Genomic DNA, 16560 nt, shown 5'->3' with positions numbered 1-16560 from the left:
CGGACGGGGGAGGGTCGCGCCGTCATGTACCGAAACGGTCACGTCGGGGTCGCACTCGCCGTGTACTCGCCGGTCGGGTTCACGCTCGCTGTCCTCTCCGGGCTCGAACCCGCTGCGGCCGGCGCTGTCGTCGTCGCCTCGACGGCGATGGTCCCCGACGTCGACGCCCGCGTCCCGTTCGTGGAACACCGCGGGATCACCCACACCGTCTGGTTCGCGGTCGCCGTCGGGCTCCTCTTCGGCCTCGTCGGCGGCGCGGTCGGAACCGAAGGCGGCCCCGTCACGACGGTCACGTTCGCCGTGCTCGGGTTCGTCCTCGGCGCGGGAACCGTCGTCTCACACCTCCTCGCCGACGTCATCACGCCGATGGGGATCCGGCCGTACGCACCCGTCAGGAACGACCACTACACCCTCGACGTCGTGCGAGCGGCGAACCCGATCGCGAACTACGTCCTGCTCGCGCTCGGGGTGGCGGTTGCCGGGATCGCGGTACTCGCCGGGGCGGTCGTTGGCGGATAACGTGACTGTTCGTCCCGACACCGCTCCCCTCACTCACCGCGTTACTAAAAGACGCCCACGAGAGTTGTCGCTACCGACAGAAATCGACGTAAGTGAATGGGTTGGGGCGGATTTGAACCGCCGGCCTCCTCCATGTCAAGGAGGTGTCATAACCGGGCTAGACTACCAACCCGCCGGGGCTTACTGACGCATCTCGTGGTTCCCGGGGGACGTAATTGAACCTTTCGTTTCGGGGGGACGCGGGGCGATCACGGACGTGGATCGACGACGCCGTGTCGGCGTGCCGTCGACGGTTTTCGACCGGTTTTACTGTCTCGGCGCGAGCCGTCCAGTATGGTCGACCTCTCCGCTCGTGCGGACCGACTGGACGAGTACCTCGACGCCCGCGGACTCGAGGCCGTGTGGTTCGCCGAGCCCAACGGGTTCGCGTGGCTCACCGGCGGCGACAACGTCGTCGACGCGGACGCGCCGATCGGGGTCGCCGCCGCCGGCTACGACGGCGAGTTCCGCGTGGTCACCGACGACATCGAGGCCCGTCGGCTCGCCGACGAGCAACTGCCGGACGCCTTCGCGGTCGAGTCGTTCCCCTGGTATGCCGGCTCGCTCGCGGAGGCTGTCGCGGACCGGTCGCCGTTGCCCGCAGCCGCCGACTTCGCCGTCTCCGGCTTCGAATCCGTCGATACTGCTCGCCTCCGCCAGCCGCTCACTGCCGACGACGTCGCGCGCTACCGCGAACTGGGGCGCGAAGCGGCGGCCGCCCTCGAGACGGTCTGTCGAAACCTCAAGCCGACGGACCCCGAGTACGAGGTGGCCGCCGGGATCGACATCTCGCTCTCGTCACGGGACGTGAACACGCCGGTGGTCCTCGTCGGCAGTGCGGAACGCGCACGGTCGTACCGCCACTTCGTCCCCACCGACGCGACCCTGGGAGACTACGCGCTCGTCTCGATCACGGCGGAGCGCGGCGGGCTGTACGCCTCGCTCACGCGGACGGTCGCGTTCGACGCGCCGGACTGGCTGGAGCGACACCATCGTGCGGCTGGGCGCGTCGAGGCCACGGCGCTCGCCGCCACCCGGGCGGCCGCCGCCGGCGACCTCGGCACGGGCGAGGGTCCAGGGACCGCGGGCGACGTCTTCGATGCGATCCGCGAGGCGTACGACGCGGTGGGGTTCGCCGACGAGTGGAAACACCACCACCAGGGCGGAGCCGCGGGCTACGCGGGCCGGGAGTGGATCGCGAGACCCGACGGTGACGACCCCGTGATCGAGCCGATGGGGTACGCCTGGAACCCGACGGTGTCGGGCGCGAAGAGCGAGGACACGTACCTCGTCGACGGCGACCGACTCGAACTGCTCACGAAGACCGGCCAGTGGCCCACACACGAGGTCGAATCCGTCGCCGTCGACGGCGTCCCGACGGAGACGTTCGAGCTGAACGCCCCGACGGTTCGGTGAGATCCCGGGATCGACGGTCGGTCCAGCCGTCGTCGCCTTCCCGACGTCCCCGTCCGCGAGCGGTTCGTCCGATCCGCCCGAGGGGAAGTTTCATGCCGGTGGAACCCGACGCGTCTCTCATGTCGGACGACCCGTATCGCGGTCCTCGGTCGGCACTCGAGGCTGCGGCCGAAAGGCGGGGTATCGACGAGCCGAACCCGGACACGGGGCCGCGGATCGCGCGAGTCCCGGAGTCGCACGTCCACGACACCTTCGAGGTGGGCGGGCTCGAGACGAAACGCGAGGAGTCGCTGGTACAGGCGGTCCTCGCGGACCGGGACGGGGTCAGCGCCGCCTCGGCGACCCAGCGGAACGGGACGGTCGGTGTCCACCACGATCCGTCCCTCTCGCGGGCGGACATCAGGGAGGCACTGGAGTCGTACGACCTCGCGGTCGCACCGGGCGACGAGGCGTTCGCGAGTCGCCGGGCGTCGCAGTTCGCGTCCGCCCGCGTCGCCGTCGCGGTGCTGTTCGGGCTCATGGTCGCGACGCCGTACGTCGCGGTGTTGTACCCCACCCGTCTCGAGTGGCTCTTTTACGACCCGGTCACCGTCGAGTACCTCCGGTCGATCCTCGATTCACGGGTGGCGACGCACTTCTTCGTCAACCTCGCAACCCTGTCGGGCGTCGCGTTCCTCGTCGCCTGCGGACCGACGATCCGCCGGGCGGTCGACGCGGCGATCGAGGGACGGATCACTCGGGAGGTCGGGTTTGTCGCCACCGTTTGTGCCGTCTTCGGCTACAGCACACTCGCCGCGTTCACCGGCTTCGACGGCGCGGTCCACTACGACCTCGTCGCCTACGCGGTCGCGGGTGTCACCGTCTGGAACCACTTCGCGACCGAGGAGGCGTCCGTCGATCGGCGGGCGACCGAGCCGGACACCGCCGTGAGCGGGGCGGAGGGGGTCGCCGACCACGGTGGCGACGACCACGTCGCGCTGACCGACGGCGGGCGATAGGCTGACTCGGTTCGGTTCCATCCGGGTCCGATCGCTCGTTCGAGTTCTCTCCGGTTCGAGTCCACTCCCGTTCGGATCGTTTCTCGACCGGTCAACCGATGTACGCGTGCCCGACGACGGCGACGGCCAGCGCGGCGACGACGATCCAGGCGAACGGCTCCGCTGCGAGCAACGCGAACGGACGGAGAACGGACTCGTCGAATCCGAAGAGCAGGCCGGCGACCACTACCGCCGCGACCACGGTCGCCGCCACGACCGCGGAGACGCCGAAAAGCGCCGCGTCCTGAGGGTCCATACCGGTCCTGTGGCGGCGAGGAGCAAAAACGTCCCGTCGCCAACCCGCGGCGCTCGCGTCCGTGCCGGCGTCACCGTCGTGTGAGCGCCCGTCAGCGCTGTGCGATCAGCTCGACTCGCGTGACCGACACCGCCGCGAGCACCGTCGACACCGCCACCGCGAGGAAGACCACGCTGATGACGTTCACCTCCGGCGTCACGTTGTACCGGATCTGGTTCCAGATGAACACCGGAAGGGTCGGATCGCCCGAACCCTTCACGAAGTAGGTGTAGACGAACTCGTTGAACGAGAGGGTGAACGCGAGCAGACCACCCGCCACGACGCCCGGGAAGACGTTCGGTAGCGTGACCTGTCTGAACGTCTCGAACTCGTCGGCACCGAGGTCCTTCGAGGCCTCTTCGAGTCCCCTATCGAACGACAGGAACGTCGGGAGGATCACGAGCGTCGCGAACGGGATAGTCCGGATCACGTGGGCGATCACCACTGCGACGTAGTCGGGGAGCCCGAGGAGCCCGAACGGGCGACCGGCGGCCACGAGGTCCGACGATCCGCATCATCGATCACGGGGATCCGCGTCGAAACCGGTCCCGTTTTGCCGGTCGCTCGGGTACCGGTGGTATGACCTTCGAGAACGCGTTCGATCGGTCCGTAGGGAGCCGCCGCGTCGGCGGGATGAACGAGTCGGTCATCAGGGAGATGACACGGGAGGCCCACCGCCACGAGGCGATCAACCTCTCACAGGGGATCCCGGACGAGGACGAGACGCCGCCGTCGGTCAAACGCACTGCCAAGGCGGCGGTCGACACGGACAGCCAGTACACGATCACGTGGGGGTTGCCGGCGCTCAGGGAGGCGGTCTCGGAACGTTACGCCGACTGGAAGGGGATCGAGTACGACCCCGAGACGGAGGTCACGATCACGAGCGGCACAAGCGAGGGGATCATGTCCTCGCTTCTGGCGCTGTGTGACCCCGGGGACGGCGTCGTCTACTTCGAGCCGACCTACGAGAGCTACATCCCCGGCGTCCAGTTCGCCGAGGGGACGCCGATCCCGATCGACATCACCGACGGGCTGGCCGTCGAGGCGGACGCGCTCCGGGAGGCCGCCGCGGACGCGTCGATCCTGATCTTGAACCATCCGCACAACCCCACCGGGAAGGTGTTCACCCCCGAGGAACTCGAGTTGATCGCCGAGGTCGCCGTCGCGGAGGACCTGATCGTGATCACGGACGAGATCTACGAGCACATCGTCTACGCGGACCACTACCGGAGCCCGGTGACGGTCGACGGCCTCGCCGAGCGAACCGTCGTCTGTACGGGGATGTCGAAGACGTACTCGGTCACGGGCTGGCGCGTCGGGTTCGTGCTCGCACCGGAGCCGCTCTCGGCGGAGCTACGAAAGTTCCACGACTACACGAGCATCTGCGCGCCGACCCCGTTCCAGCACGCCGGCGTCGAGGCGCTCTCGCTACCCGAGGGCTACTACGACGAGCTGTCCGATTCCTACGAGCGTCGCCGCGAACAGCTGTACGACGGCCTCCGGTCGGTCGGGCTCGACCCCGTGAAACCGGACGGGGCCTACTACATGCTGACGCGGTACCCGACCGACGAGGACGACACCGAGTTCTGTTTCCGGCTCATCCGCGAGGCGGGCGTCGCCGCGGTCCCCGGGAGCAGCTTCTACACGGACGGCGGCGAGGAGTGGGTCCGGTTCACCTTCTCGCGGAACGAGGAGACGATCGACCGCGCCATCGACCGCCTCGATCGGAACCGGTTCTGGGAGGAGTAACTCGCTCGCCATCCTAGCCGTTCACGGCTGAGCCGTTCGTTCCGTGAGGACGGAACCTCCGTTTCCGCGGCGCGCCCTAGAACACGTTCGACGACGACGGGTATCACCGTTCACGCGCCGCCGGAGACGCTCGGAACGCAACCGCTCTCGGCTGCCCGCCAGAGTACGTGTCCGGCGACGAACGGAACGTCGGATGGAGCATAGTGAGATTGACGTGGCCTGACCGCGTGGTTTCGGTGATGGTCTACGTCAGTGAATCGATCGTGATCGATTCTCCGGTCGAGACGGTCTTCGAGTACCTCGACGATCCGTACAACCACGCCGAGGTGACGCCCAGCGTGACGAACGTCCGGAACGTCGACCGGCTCGATAACGGTGGCAAGCGGTTGGACTGTACCTACACGATGGCGGGGGTGGGTCTCGAGACGGAACTCGAACAGACGGTCCACGAACCGAACCGGCGGATGGTCTTCGATATGCGTAGCGGTATCGACGGTGAACTGGAGCTCCGGTTTACCGAAGCGAACGGCGGCACCGAGGTGACGTACGCCGCCGAGTACGAGATCCCCGGCCGCGTTATCGGCAGGGTCGTCGAACCGTTCGCCGTCAAGTACAATCAACGGGAGCTCCGCACCGCCCTGGAGAACCTGAAACAGCGGGTAGAGCTCGAAAGCGGGAGCGAAGGGTAACCGAGGCCGACGGTGTGGCTCACGGCGTGACCCACCGCAACCGACGCTGTGACCCACCGCAACCGACGCTGTGACCCACCGCGACCGACGCTGTGACCCACCGCGACCGACGCTGTGACCTACCGAGACCAACGGTAGGAGGAATTTATCGGCGTTTCCAGCGAGGCTCGACCGTCGCCCGGGTGTCTCTATCGGTGGCCGTACGTGGTCCGACTACGCCCGAGCCGTCGCTACCTTTTTGCCCGTCACCCGCCAGGCTCTCGCATGACCGACACGGCGTTTCTCGGGTCGATCCTCTCGCCGGATCAGGTGTCGACGACGGATGCCGACCGCGACCACCACGGTACGGACTGGGGCACCTCGCTCGAGAGAGCCTCCCCACCGGACGTCGTCGTCTGGCCCGAGTCGACCGCGGAGGTGTCGGCGGTCCTCGCGGCCGCGACCGAGCGGGGGATCCCGGTCACGCCCTTCGCGGCCGGGACGGGGATCGAGGGCAACGCGGTCCCCGCCCACGGCGGGATCAGCCTCGATCTGACCCGGATGGACGCGGTCCTGGACGTTCGGCCCGACGACCGACAGGTCGACGTCGAGCCCGGCGTCATCGGTGCCGACGTCGACGAGGCGGTGGCCGGTCACGGCCTCTTCTTCCCGCCGCTGCCGACCTCCGGCGACATGGCGACGATCGGCGGGATGATCGCGACGAACGCCAGCGGGAAACGGACCGTGAAGTACGGGAAGGTGGGCGACTGGGTGCGCGAGATCGAGGTCGTCCTCGCCGACGGCTCCGTGTTCACGGCAGGAACGCGCGCCGAGAAGACCTCCTCGGGGTACGACATCCGGGACCTGATCGTCGGTAGCGAGGGCACCCTCGGCGTAGTGACGCGAGCGACGCTCTCGCTCGCCGGGCGACCCGAGCGGACGCGGGTCGGGCGGGCGACGTTCGGGACGCTCGACGACGCGACCGCCGCCGTGGCGGACCTCGTCGGCTCCGGCGTCGACGTCAGCGCCGCCGAACTCGTCGACGGGCTGAGCGCCCGGATGGTCAACGACTACATGGGCTCGGAGCTCCCCGAGGGGCCGACGCTCTTCTTGGAGTTCCAGGCCGACCACGGCCTGGAGGAGGAAGTCGAGTTCTGCCGGACGATACTCGCTGCCCACGACCCGGTCGAGGTCCTCCTCGACGGCGAAACGGACCCCGAGGCGGTCTGGAAGCCGCGACACGAGCTGGCGGACGCGGTCCGGGCGTACTACCCCGAACGCGAGTCGTTTCACGCCGGCGACATCGCGGTGCCGATCGGCTCCTTCTCCAGCATCGTCGCGTACGTCCACGAGGTGGCCGACGACCACGACGTGCCGATCCCGACGTTCGGCCACGCCGGCGACGGCAACGTCCACTTCGACGTGATCGTCGACCCCGAGGTGGAGGGCGCGGTCGCCGAGGCCCACGAGATCTACGAGTCGATCGTCACGGAGGCGATCGATCTCGGCGGGACCGCCACCGGCGAACACGGGATCGGTCAGGGGAAACGCGAGTTCCTCCCGGTGGAACACGGCGAGACCGGCGTCGATGCGATGCGCGCGATCAAGGACGCGCTCGACCCCCACGGGACGCTCAATCCGGGGAAGGTCTTTCCGGAGTGAGACACCGAGCGAGCCGAGACCGCTCGGGTCCGCGTCGGTTCGCGCTACTCGCTCTCCTCGTCGTAGCTGACCTCGATGCCGCGCGGAACCGGCCGGAGGAGGTACGTCCCGTCGCCGCGTTTCACCGGCGCGAAGTCGGCGGTGAAGCTCGTGACCGAGTCCTCCCTGATCTCGAACTCCTGGTTGAAGGTCAGCGGTGCGTTCCCGGGTAGCTCGACGGTGGCTTCGCCGCCGTCAGCGAGGGTCGCGTCGGTCCCGGAGACGTCGAGCTGGAGGTACGGGTAGGTCCCGGTCTCCAGCTCGCGTTCGTCGATCAGTTGCGTCTCGTCGCCCTGTAGCTGGACGAGGTCGGCCTCCTGCGGCTCGTCGAACTCGTGGTACTCGCGCCCGTCCTCCTCGTCCTCGCCGTCCCCTTCCTCGTCGGTTTCGGTGCCGTTTTCCGCGTCGCTTCCGCCGTCATCGATCTCGGTGCCGTTTTCCGCGTCGCCGTCTTCGACGTCTCCGTCGCCGCCCTCGTCGTCTCCGTCGCCGCCCTCGTCGTCTCCGTCGCCGCCCTCCGGACCTATCCAGACGCCGTCTATCGTGACGAGGAGCGACTCGAAGTCGCCGATGTCGGCCGGCTGGTCGGTGACCGACGTCGCGAGCGTGCCGGTCGCACGACCGACGCAACCGGCGATCCCGGCGGTCCCGAGCGCAACGACGCCGGTGGCACGGAGGTAGTCACGGCGACCCATCGTCCCGAGGCCATCGAGCCGGTCGCCCATATCAGACACCCCCGGCGTTGCCGGTGACGGTACCCGCGAGGTCGCTCACCGCGTCGCCGAGGTCCCCGATCTCGCCCGAGAGGAAGCCGTCGACGGTGGACAGGATCTCGCCCACGAACTCGGGGACGGCCCCCGGAAGGTCGCTCGGCGGGCCGGCGTCGCCGGCGGCCGCGTTCGGGCCGGCGTCGGCGGGTGCGTTCGGTCCGACGGCTGTGACCCCGCCGACAGCGACGCCGGTTCCGATCAGTACGACCGCGGCGAGCGCTCCGAGGAGCGCGGTTCGAATGGCGTTCATTGCGACTGCTCCTCGGACGTCGACCGACTTCAATGGGCCAATCGCTCCGTCCGGTTTGGGCCGAATTAACCCGGATCAACGCGACTCGTGCGCGTCCGGACGTCGGATCCGGACCGAACCGCCGTGGGAGGGGATCGACGACCGGCCGAGTTGGAGTTTCGCGCTCGCACGCGGCAGAGGGCTCACCCTGCGGCGCCGAACACGGGATCGTCGTCGCCGTGACGGAGGTACTGGATCGCGGTCCCGGCGAGGAGGAACGCGAGGAACGCCGGGCTCGATGGGGCGGCCTGCTGGGTGATCGCGAGCGCCTCGCCGGCGAGGACGGCCCGCCACACCGGGTACGTCGTCGCGAGGATGCCAGCGCCGAGCCCGGTCAGCGCCAGCGAGATGATCGGGTCGTAGTACCGCATGGCCAGGACCCCGGCGACGACGCCGACGACGAGCGAGGCGACGAGGAACCGCTGGAACTCCGGGCGCGCGAACAGGCCGGACCCGGAGAGCGCCGCGGGATCGACCGCCTCGACGACCGGCGCCCCGGCGCTCTCCGGGTCGTACACCTCCTCGAGCACCGACTCGCCGACCGTCGACACGAGGGTCGCGAGCGTCGAGAAGAGGAACGCCGATATCGCCACGGTGAACCGGGCGACGAGCGGGAGGAGCCCTCGACCGAGGAACGCGCCGATCAGCACGAGCGTCGCGGCGAACCCGATCCGGCCGCCGGTCGAGACCGTCCCCGAGGCGACCCGCGGGACGACGACCCAGCCGATCACGCCGCCGCCGGCCGCGCCGGCGATCCATCCCGTCCAACCCAGGACCACGTCCTTGAGGTCGTATGCCGCCGTGACCAATACGGCCCCGACGAGGGTGTTGACGGAGAGCAACGCGAACACGGCCGGCGTTTCCGCGAGCGACATGTGTCTCGATCACCGGTCGAGATCGGATAATTCTACTGACGACACGAGCCGTCACCGTCGAGAGGGACGACGGCGGCCGGCGACGATTCGGCGGCGGCTCGCGACGATTCGGCGGCGGCGGGCGATGGGTCGCCCTCGACTGGCGACAGGTCGGCGGTCGACCTACGCTTCGGCGTTCCGCTCCGTGTAGACGTCGAGGGCGGTCTCGATCGTGGACAACTCGCGGGTGACGCGGCTGTCGGCGACGCGCATGAGTCCCGGCGTGTACGACGCCGAGTAGTCGAAGATACGGTTGACGCCGCGTTTGGGGACCGAGACGGGAGTGAACGACTCGACCGTGTACACCCGCATGGTCGGGAACGCGGTCCAGAACGTGCCGCTGACCCAGCGGTCCTCGTCGGTGAACGTCTCGCCCACCCGGCCGGTGGCGACGTACTCGTCGTCGTGGTAGAACAGGAGGAGGTCGCCGGATTCCATGCGGTCGAACGTCGACCCGTTCCCGCTGTCGTCGCCGACGGCCCACAGGCGCGCCTCCTCGAGGTCCGCGAGCGGCTCCGGCCGGTCGTCGTACTCGGCGAGGTCGACCGTGGACCGGACCGTTCGACCGAAGTTCTCCGGATCGACCGGGACGAGGAAGACGTTGTCGCTCATTGCCCTCCGTTTCGCCGGGAGGGATTTAAAAGCGTTCGTTGACCGCCTGCGCTCCGCTCCGTCGATCCCAGCGATCGACGCTCACTCCTCGTCGTACTCGTCGTAGATCCGGTCCATCCGGGCGGCCATCACGAAGTCGGACCGGTGGAGCCCGTCGATGTCGTGGCTCCACATCTCGATGCCGACTTCGCCCCACGAGAGGTGGATGTCGGGGTGGTGCCACTCGGCCTCCGCGAGTTCGCCCACGTCGTTCGTGAACGCGAGCGCGCTCGCGAAGTCCTCGAAGGAGTACGTCGCCTCCAGGTGGTGTTCCTCGACGACCTCCCAGGCGTCGCCGAGCTCGGCGAGGTGGTCGGCGTACTCTCCCGGCGTCAGCGGTTCGTCGTCCTCCGTCGACGGCTCGACCGGCTCGTCCGCGAGCGAGGATGTCATGAGCTACCGTTGGGCTCGGAGGGGTTTGTAGCTTCCGTGCGAAGACTGCCACGGATCGCGTGAGTCGCCGCCAGCCCGCGCGCAACGCGGCGGTTAAACCGCCCCCGGTCCTCGAAGCGGTCATGGACCTCGACGCCACCTTCGGCACGGAGGCCCCGGTGATCGGCATGATACACCTGCCCGCACTCCCGGGCGCGCCGACCGCGCCCGACGACGGCACGGCCGCGATAGACGCGGCCGTCGAGCGCGCCGTGAGCGACGCACGGAAACTCGAAGCGGGCGGCGTCGACGGCCTGATGATCGAGAACTTCGGCGACGCGCCCTTCTACCCGGACGACGTGCCGAAACACACGGTCGCGGCGACGACCCGCGCCGCGACCGAGGTGGCCTCGGCGGTCGCGTTACCGATCGGGGTCAACGTCCTCCGGAACGACGCCGAGGCGGCCGTCTCCGTCGCTGTCGCGGTCGGGGCGCGGTTCGTCCGCGTGAACGTTCACACGGGCGCGCGGGTCACGGACCAGGGGATCGTCGAGGGGCGCGCCCACCGGACGGTCCGGCTCCGCGAACGGCTCGGCGTCGACGTCGGGATCTTCGCCGACACCGACGTGAAACACTCGGCACCGCTCACCCCGACGGGGTACTCCGCGGAGTCGTTCGCCGACACCACGGAGCGCGGCCTCGCGGACGCCGTGATCGCCTCCGGCTCGGGGACCGGCCACGCGGTCGACGACGGCGCGCTGGAAGCGGTCGTCGCCGAGCGCGAGCGACACGGGCTCGACACGCCGGTGTTCGTCGGCAGCGGCGTCCGGGCCGATACGGTCGGCGACCTCCTCGCCGTCGCCGACGGCGTCATCGTCGGGACCGCGCTGAAGGAGGAAGCCGAGACGACCGCGCCGGTCGACCCCGACCGGGTCGCGGAGCTCGTCGAGCGGGCGGACGAGGTCCGGTGACTCCTCCTTCGATGGGGATCGGGGTGAGTAGAACGGGATCGTTGCTGGCGGGGTGAACACCGCCAAAGCCCCAGTCGCTCGGCGATACGCAGTTGCCGACACGGTAAACTCCTCCAAAGCCCCAGTCGCTCGGCGATACGCAGTTGCCGACACGGTAAACTCCTCCAAAGCCCCAGTCGCTCGGCGATACGCAGTTGCCGACACGGTAAACTCCTCCAAAGCCCCAGTCGCTCGGCGATACGCAGTTGCCGACACGGTAAACTCCTCCAAAGCCCCAGTCGCGAGGACTCGCGCGGCTCGTTGCGCTCCTCGCTCAGTCGCTCCCGCTCCTTCGCTGCGGTGCTTACATCGCCGTGCTTCGTCCTCGCGACTGCCCCTTTGAGTCCCGCCCCGCACAGCTCCGCAACCGCACCTCACACCTCCCCAGCCTCGCGGCTCGCTTCGCTCGCCGCGTCCCTCGCGGGCTCCTCGTGCCCCTTTGGGGCACTCGGAGGCGCGCCACCACGACATCTGATCACTCATCGCTTCACCTGTACTGACCGGAGCCGGTCGAAGCGTGTCCTCTGCCGAGGATCTCGACGGGATCCATCACCGAGGGTTCGGCTCGCTCGTCACCGCAGGTCCGCGCCACGCTCGGCGAGGAACGCCCGAACGTCCTCGCGAGTCGGGAGCCCGGGCTGTGTGAACCGCGCTGTACAGTTGATGGCGGCGACCGCGGCCGCAAAGCGGACCGCGTCGATCAGGTCCTCCCGGCTTCGTTCGTCCGTCGACCCGCGTTCCGTCAGGACCCACCGGTCGATCAGGCCGGCGAGGAACGCGTCCCCCGCGCCGGTCGTGTCGACGACGTCGACCTCGAACGCGTCGACCCGGGTCGCCTCGCCGTCCGCGATCACCGTCATCCCGTCCGCGCCGTGGGTGAGGACCGCGGGGCCGACCGACGGGGTGCGGACCCCGGCGAGCCGGTCGACGGCCGCCTCGCGTCCACCGAAGTAGGCGGGCGCGGCGACGCCGCCCGCGACGAAGAGGTCGGCGTGGTGGAGATAACCGTGGACCGTCTCCGGCTCGGTCCCACGGCCGGCGAGTTCGGTGACCGGGCCCGAGAGGTCGAAGACGAGCGCCGGCCGTTCGGCCTCGGGAACCTCGAGAACCCGGTCGAGCACCGCCCGCGCGACCCGGTCGGGCGCGTACGCCGTGAGGAAGACGACCTCGCTGTGGACGAGCGACTCGAGGGTCGACGGGTCGAGCCGGAGCTCGCGGAAGCTCTCGCCGGCGGTGACGATGGCGCGCTCGCCGTCCGGCGCGCTGAGGATCACGGACCGCGTCGACGGGTCGTCGCCGACCGCGACCTGCGACCCGTCGACGCCGGTCTCGGCCAACCACGAGCGCGCGAGCCGTCCGTACTCGTCGTCGCCGACCCGACTGACGAGCCCGACGTCGCGACCGAGCCGATCGAGGCCGACCGCGACGTTCGCGCCGACGCCGCCCGGGGCGGTCTCGACCTCGCTCGCGTACGCGCCGCCGTCCGGCTCCGGGAGGTTCGAGACGGCGTACCACTCGTCGACCGCGGCCGCGCCGATGGCGGTGACTCGTGGCGGGTCGTCGAGGGGCTCGGAACCGTCGACGGTCTCCGACGGCACCGTCACTCCCCGAAGTAGGACGCGTGGACGGCCATCGCGTCCTCGGTCGCGATCGGTCCCTCGACGACGGCGTCGCCGTCGGCCCGCCGGATCACCTCCGTCGAGGGGATGGGGATCCCCCCGCCGGTGAGGTCGTGGAGCGTCTCGCCCGCGACTCCGAAGACGACGCGGTCGATCCCGGCGTAGTGGATCGCAGCCGTACACATCGGACACGGCTCGGTGCTCGCGTACATCGTACAGTCGGCCAACTCGTCGGCCGAGAGCTCCCGGGCGGCCCACCGAGCCAGCTTGAGCTCCGGGTGTGCGGAGACGTCGTCGTCGGTCAGCGTCGTGTTCTTCGACTCCCTTCGGATCTCGCCGTCGACGACCAACAGCGCGCCGAACGGGGTGTTCCCGTCGTCGATCGCCTCCTCGGCGAGTTCGATGGTCCGTGCGACGTGTTCCTGATCCGTTCGCATACCGGTCCCTTCGGCCGACGCGACCTAACGCTTCCCGTCGTCGGCGCCGGACTCGGTCGAGTCGGTTCCGTCGTCGGCGCCGGACCCGACCGGATCCGTTTCGTCGTCCGACTCCGCTCCCGGTGCGGTCTGCTGTATCTCCCGGAGCTTGTCGACCGCGTCGTCGTTCGCGGTCGACCTCGTCTCGGTGACGGCGCCCGGATCGAGCCGGTCATCGTCCGGTCCCGTCGGTTTCGTCGACTCCGATCCTGCCGTCCCCTCGTCGGCCTCGTCGGCCTCGTCGTCCGCCTCCGCCGAACCGCCGAGCAGGCCGCCGACCCACTCGCGAAGCGTCGTGAGGAGTCCCATGGGTCAGTAGTTTCGGAACAGGATCGCCCGCACGTCGTCCTTCGTGCGGGCCGTTTCGACGTCCCCGTCGGGCAGCTCCACCTCGTACCGCACGTCGCCGTCACCCTCCCACCACTTGTCGTCGTGGGTGTCGAGCAGGCTCATCATCGCGTTCAGCTGGCCGGCGCCGCCGTCGTCCGCGACATCCCCGTCGTCTCCGGCGCTTTCGGCGTCGTCCGCGTCGTCTCCGGCGCTTTCGGCGTCGTCCGCGTCGTCTTCGTCCACGCTCTCGGGCACCGTCACGTCGACGTGGGCGAAGGGGTCGACCGCAAGCGCCACGGCCGCGTCGAGGATCGCCTCAATGAGTTCGTCTTTAGCCATGTCGCTACGGCCGGCGACGTCGAACACAGCGGCGATCGAGTACAGGTCCGATCGCTCCGCTTCCTCCGGGTCGCCGTGCTTCAGGTTGCGTTCGCGAAGCGCCTCTCGGGCCCTCTCCCGGTCGAAGGGGGCCGAGCGTCCGTCGGCGTCGGAGCCTTCGTCGTCAGAGCTCTCGTCGTCGGAGCCCTCGGTATCGGCTCCGGAGCCGGCCCCCCCGGTTGCCAGCCGGTCGGGGTCGGCTGAGCGGTCCGGGTCCTCGACGACCTCGGCGAGGTCGAGCAGGTACGAGAGGACCTCCTCGGTCCCGACCGTCGCGTACGGGCCGGCGTGTCTGTCGGCCAACTCCGCGCGCAGGGCCTCGATGCGTTCTCGGTGGTCGTCGGTGATATCGAGCGATGGCATTCGTCACTCCTCCCCGCTCCCCCTACCGAACCGTTCGAGCGCCTCCTCCCAGCTCTCGACGACGCGGGGCTCGCCGGAGTGGTCGACCTCGACGCCGGCGTAGCCGCAGGCGTCACAGCCGACGGCCTCGGCCCCGCCGAGCGTGAACGTCGTCAGCGCGGATCCACAGCGCGGGCACTCGATCGACACGGTCTCTCGGACGAACACTGGACGCCGGCCGTGAAAAACACAGGGGTCGAGCGGGATCCTTTCACGGCGGTTTCACCTGTAGCAACCGATATAAATATATTAACTCGTTCTGTAGTATATTTTGTAATGGGAACGAACGAGGTCGACACGAACCTTCTCGGCGTGCTGGAAAGCGACACGGACACGATCACGGACGCGGTTGCCTGCGGGCGGATCGACCTCGACGACCTGGATCGGTTCGTGGAACGCGTCGAACGGGGAGACCTCGAGGCGGGCCGCGGCGTCGACGCGGTCGTCTGGATCGTCGGGTCGCTGCTTCGTGGGGACGCCGTCGGCTGGGAAGAGATGGAGCCGGCGAGCTGAGCCCACGGGACGGGAGTGGTTCGGCCACGGGACGGGAGTGGTTCGGCCACGGGACGGGAGGTGGGTCGACTCGCGGACGCGGGGCAACAATCATTAGACTCGGCGGAAACGTCGAGACATGAGCGATCCGAGCGAGACGAACCCGCTTTTCGGCTACTACCGGCGGTACATCGGCGATCCAGACCGGGCCGTCGACGTGTACGCCGGGTTCGGGCTCTTCTTCGTGGGGCTCGGCCTGGGCGTCGTCGGGGTAGCCGTGTTCCTCTACAGCGCGACGTTGCCGGCGAACACCCTCTCGACGTACTCGGTCCGACAGGTGGCCGCGGTCGCCGCCGCGCTCGGGCTCCCGGGGCTCCTCCTCGGCGTCGTGGTCCTCCTCCCGGTCGACCGCCGAATGCTGTATCTCGGGAGCGCCGGCACGGCGGTCTGTCTCGTTGCCGTCGGGTGGTTCGTCCGCGTGTACCCCCACGACTGGAACGTCCCCGAGCCGCCGGACTACAGCGCGCAGGTCGTCGCGCTCTACAGCGTCGGGCTCGTCGCCGTCATCGGCGCGACCGGGGCGGCGCTCGTCGCCCACCGTGTCGAGCGGGCGTCGGCGGCGGGAGCGGCCGGCGCGGCCGGCGCGACCGGATCCGCGGCGGCCGTCGGCGCGAGCGGTGACGCCGACGCGGACGGCGACGGGAGCACGGGAGGCGAGACGGTCACCGACGAGCAGGTCCGCGCCGACATCGAACGCGAGCTGGACGACGCCGAGCTCACCTGGGGCGGCGTCGAACGCTCGAAGGGCCGCCGGCTGGAGCTGAACACGACCGCGGTCGACGACGCCGACATCGATAGCGAGGTGCTTTCGGGATCGGCGACCGAGACGCGAACGACCTCCGGGACGGTCAACGACGCAGTCTCACAGCTCAAGGGGCTCCAGGGCGGCGAGACGAAGACGGCGAGCGGCGAGGGCACCGACGACCAGGCCGCCGCACTGCGCGAGCTCCGCGAACAGCAGCAGGCCGAGGAGCTGGCGGAGGCCGATGAGTCGTCGGTCGTCGACCGCATCCGCGGCCTGTTCGACTAGGTTACACGGCGCGGCTAGATTACGGAGAATCGAGAAGAAAGCCTCGCGCTTCAGCGCGGGGAGGATGTCAAACGGCGGATACGACGGCTCGCGGTCCGCCGACCGATACCTCCGTTGGTTGATCAGGTCAACCGACACTTCGATCCCTTCCGCCGAGCCGTACCGTGGCGACCATCGCTTTGGAGGTGTTCACCGTCCAGCAACGATCCTCCTCTGTTCACACCGATATCAATCGAAACAACCGCCGCATAAGCAGGCACGTTCTATTGACTACCACCTGGGGTAAATAAAACGGGATAAACAAGACGGATGTGATAGGGACGCAGTACATAGTGAAGCACAC

The 16560-nt window shown here is 69.1% G+C and carries 21 protein-coding genes and 1 tRNA gene; 9 read left to right on the top strand and 13 right to left on the bottom strand.

The window, feature by feature from the left end:
- Positions 1-24 precede the first annotated feature (24 nt).
- Positions 25-519, top strand: a complete 495-nt coding sequence (locus DQW50_RS00200) for a metal-dependent hydrolase (protein WP_112077326.1) — start codon at positions 25-27, stop codon at positions 517-519.
- A 97-nt stretch (positions 520-616) separates the two neighbouring features.
- Here DQW50_RS00200 and DQW50_RS00195 read toward each other — a convergent pair.
- A tRNA-Val gene (locus tag DQW50_RS00195) sits at positions 617-691 on the bottom strand.
- A 161-nt stretch (positions 692-852) separates the two neighbouring features.
- Here DQW50_RS00195 and DQW50_RS00190 point away from each other — a divergent pair.
- Complete coding sequence (locus tag DQW50_RS00190; protein WP_112077325.1) at positions 853-1974, top strand: Xaa-Pro peptidase family protein; 1122 nt, start codon at positions 853-855, stop codon at positions 1972-1974.
- Positions 1975-2093: 119 nt separating this feature from the next.
- Positions 2094-2972 carry a hypothetical protein gene (locus tag DQW50_RS00185; RefSeq protein WP_112077324.1) on the top strand — a complete coding sequence of 293 codons (879 nt, stop codon included), beginning with the start codon at positions 2094-2096 and terminating at the stop codon, positions 2970-2972.
- A 91-nt stretch (positions 2973-3063) separates the two neighbouring features.
- Here DQW50_RS00185 and DQW50_RS00180 read toward each other — a convergent pair whose 3' ends face one another.
- Both DQW50_RS00180 and DQW50_RS00175 read right to left on the bottom strand, forming a co-directional pair.
- Positions 3064-3267: a hypothetical protein gene (locus DQW50_RS00180; protein WP_112077323.1), complete on the bottom strand. Its 204-nt coding sequence runs from the start codon at positions 3265-3267 to the stop codon at positions 3064-3066.
- 91 nt (positions 3268-3358) lie between these two features.
- Positions 3359-3802: an ABC transporter permease gene (locus tag DQW50_RS00175; protein ID WP_241964283.1), complete on the bottom strand. Its 444-nt coding sequence runs from the start codon at positions 3800-3802 to the stop codon at positions 3359-3361.
- Positions 3803-3885: 83 nt separating this feature from the next.
- On the opposite strand from DQW50_RS00175, the gene DQW50_RS00170 reads away from it, so the two are divergent.
- The 3 genes from DQW50_RS00170 to DQW50_RS00160 all read left to right on the top strand — a co-directional run bounded on the left by DQW50_RS00170 (position 3886) and on the right by DQW50_RS00160 (position 7385).
- Entirely contained in the window at positions 3886-5055 is a 1170-nt protein-coding gene (locus DQW50_RS00170; protein ID WP_112077322.1) for a pyridoxal phosphate-dependent aminotransferase, read from the top strand.
- A gap of 239 nt (positions 5056-5294) precedes the next feature.
- Positions 5295-5744, top strand: coding sequence for an SRPBCC family protein (locus tag DQW50_RS00165; protein ID WP_112077321.1), 450 nt, complete (start codon positions 5295-5297; stop codon positions 5742-5744).
- A 264-nt stretch (positions 5745-6008) separates the two neighbouring features.
- On the top strand, positions 6009-7385 hold the full coding sequence (locus DQW50_RS00160; RefSeq protein ID WP_112077320.1) for an FAD-binding oxidoreductase: 1377 nt from the start codon (positions 6009-6011) through the stop codon (positions 7383-7385).
- Between the two features lie 44 nt (positions 7386-7429).
- Here DQW50_RS00160 and DQW50_RS00155 read toward each other — a convergent pair whose 3' ends face one another.
- The 5 genes from DQW50_RS00155 to DQW50_RS00135 form a co-directional block, all read right to left on the bottom strand.
- Complete coding sequence (locus DQW50_RS00155) at positions 7430-8149, bottom strand: DUF4382 domain-containing protein (protein ID WP_112077319.1); 720 nt, start codon at positions 8147-8149, stop codon at positions 7430-7432.
- A 1-nt stretch (position 8150) separates the two neighbouring features.
- Positions 8151-8444, bottom strand: a complete 294-nt coding sequence (locus tag DQW50_RS00150; protein WP_112077318.1) for a hypothetical protein — start codon at positions 8442-8444, stop codon at positions 8151-8153.
- Between the two features lie 182 nt (positions 8445-8626).
- Positions 8627-9358, bottom strand: coding sequence for a hypothetical protein (locus DQW50_RS00145; RefSeq protein ID WP_241964282.1), 732 nt, complete (start codon positions 9356-9358; stop codon positions 8627-8629).
- A gap of 162 nt (positions 9359-9520) precedes the next feature.
- Positions 9521-10009: a hypothetical protein gene (locus tag DQW50_RS00140; protein WP_112077317.1), complete on the bottom strand. Its 489-nt coding sequence runs from the start codon at positions 10007-10009 to the stop codon at positions 9521-9523.
- Positions 10010-10090: 81 nt separating this feature from the next.
- Positions 10091-10441 carry a 4a-hydroxytetrahydrobiopterin dehydratase gene (locus tag DQW50_RS00135; RefSeq protein WP_112077316.1) on the bottom strand — a complete coding sequence of 117 codons (351 nt, stop codon included), beginning with the start codon at positions 10439-10441 and terminating at the stop codon, positions 10091-10093.
- Between the two features lie 122 nt (positions 10442-10563).
- On the opposite strand from DQW50_RS00135, the gene DQW50_RS00130 reads away from it, so the two are divergent.
- Positions 10564-11391, top strand: a complete 828-nt coding sequence (locus DQW50_RS00130; protein WP_112077315.1) for a BtpA/SgcQ family protein — start codon at positions 10564-10566, stop codon at positions 11389-11391.
- A 611-nt stretch (positions 11392-12002) separates the two neighbouring features.
- Here DQW50_RS00130 and DQW50_RS00125 read toward each other — a convergent pair.
- The 5 genes from DQW50_RS00125 to DQW50_RS00105 are packed head-to-tail and all read right to left on the bottom strand — an operon-like array spanning position 12003 to position 14785.
- The gene (locus DQW50_RS00125) at positions 12003-13034 is read right to left on the bottom strand and encodes a carbohydrate kinase family protein (protein ID WP_112077314.1); all 1032 of its coding nucleotides are present in this window, start codon (positions 13032-13034) and stop codon (positions 12003-12005) included.
- Positions 13031-13486, bottom strand: a complete 456-nt coding sequence (locus DQW50_RS00120) for a nucleoside deaminase (RefSeq protein WP_112077313.1) — start codon at positions 13484-13486, stop codon at positions 13031-13033. Before DQW50_RS00120 ends, DQW50_RS00125 begins: the two co-directional genes overlap by 4 nt.
- 24 nt (positions 13487-13510) lie before the next feature.
- A complete protein-coding gene (locus DQW50_RS00115; protein WP_112077312.1) occupies positions 13511-13834 on the bottom strand; it encodes a hypothetical protein in 324 nt (107 codons plus the stop codon).
- Positions 13835-13837: 3 nt separating this feature from the next.
- Positions 13838-14596, bottom strand: a complete 759-nt coding sequence (locus tag DQW50_RS00110) for a hypothetical protein (protein ID WP_112077311.1) — start codon at positions 14594-14596, stop codon at positions 13838-13840.
- 3 nt (positions 14597-14599) lie between these two features.
- On the bottom strand, positions 14600-14785 hold the full coding sequence (locus tag DQW50_RS00105) for a zf-TFIIB domain-containing protein (protein WP_112077595.1): 186 nt from the start codon (positions 14783-14785) through the stop codon (positions 14600-14602).
- Positions 14786-14911: 126 nt separating this feature from the next.
- Between DQW50_RS00105 and DQW50_RS00100 the strand changes: the two genes are divergently transcribed.
- The gene (locus DQW50_RS00100; RefSeq protein WP_112077310.1) at positions 14912-15148 is read left to right on the top strand and encodes a hypothetical protein; all 237 of its coding nucleotides are present in this window, start codon (positions 14912-14914) and stop codon (positions 15146-15148) included.
- Positions 15149-15266: 118 nt separating this feature from the next.
- Positions 15267-16217 (top strand): permease, encoded by a 951-nt coding sequence (locus tag DQW50_RS00095; protein ID WP_112077309.1) that lies wholly within the window; start codon positions 15267-15269, stop codon positions 16215-16217.
- Positions 16218-16560 lie beyond the last annotated feature (343 nt).

It is taken from the genome of Halorubrum sp. 48-1-W (genome assembly GCF_003287355.1).
Taxonomy (GTDB): domain Archaea; phylum Halobacteriota; class Halobacteria; order Halobacteriales; family Haloferacaceae; genus Halorubrum.
Note: the sequence above shows the minus strand (reverse complement) of the source record. Positions and strands in the feature narration are given on the sequence as shown.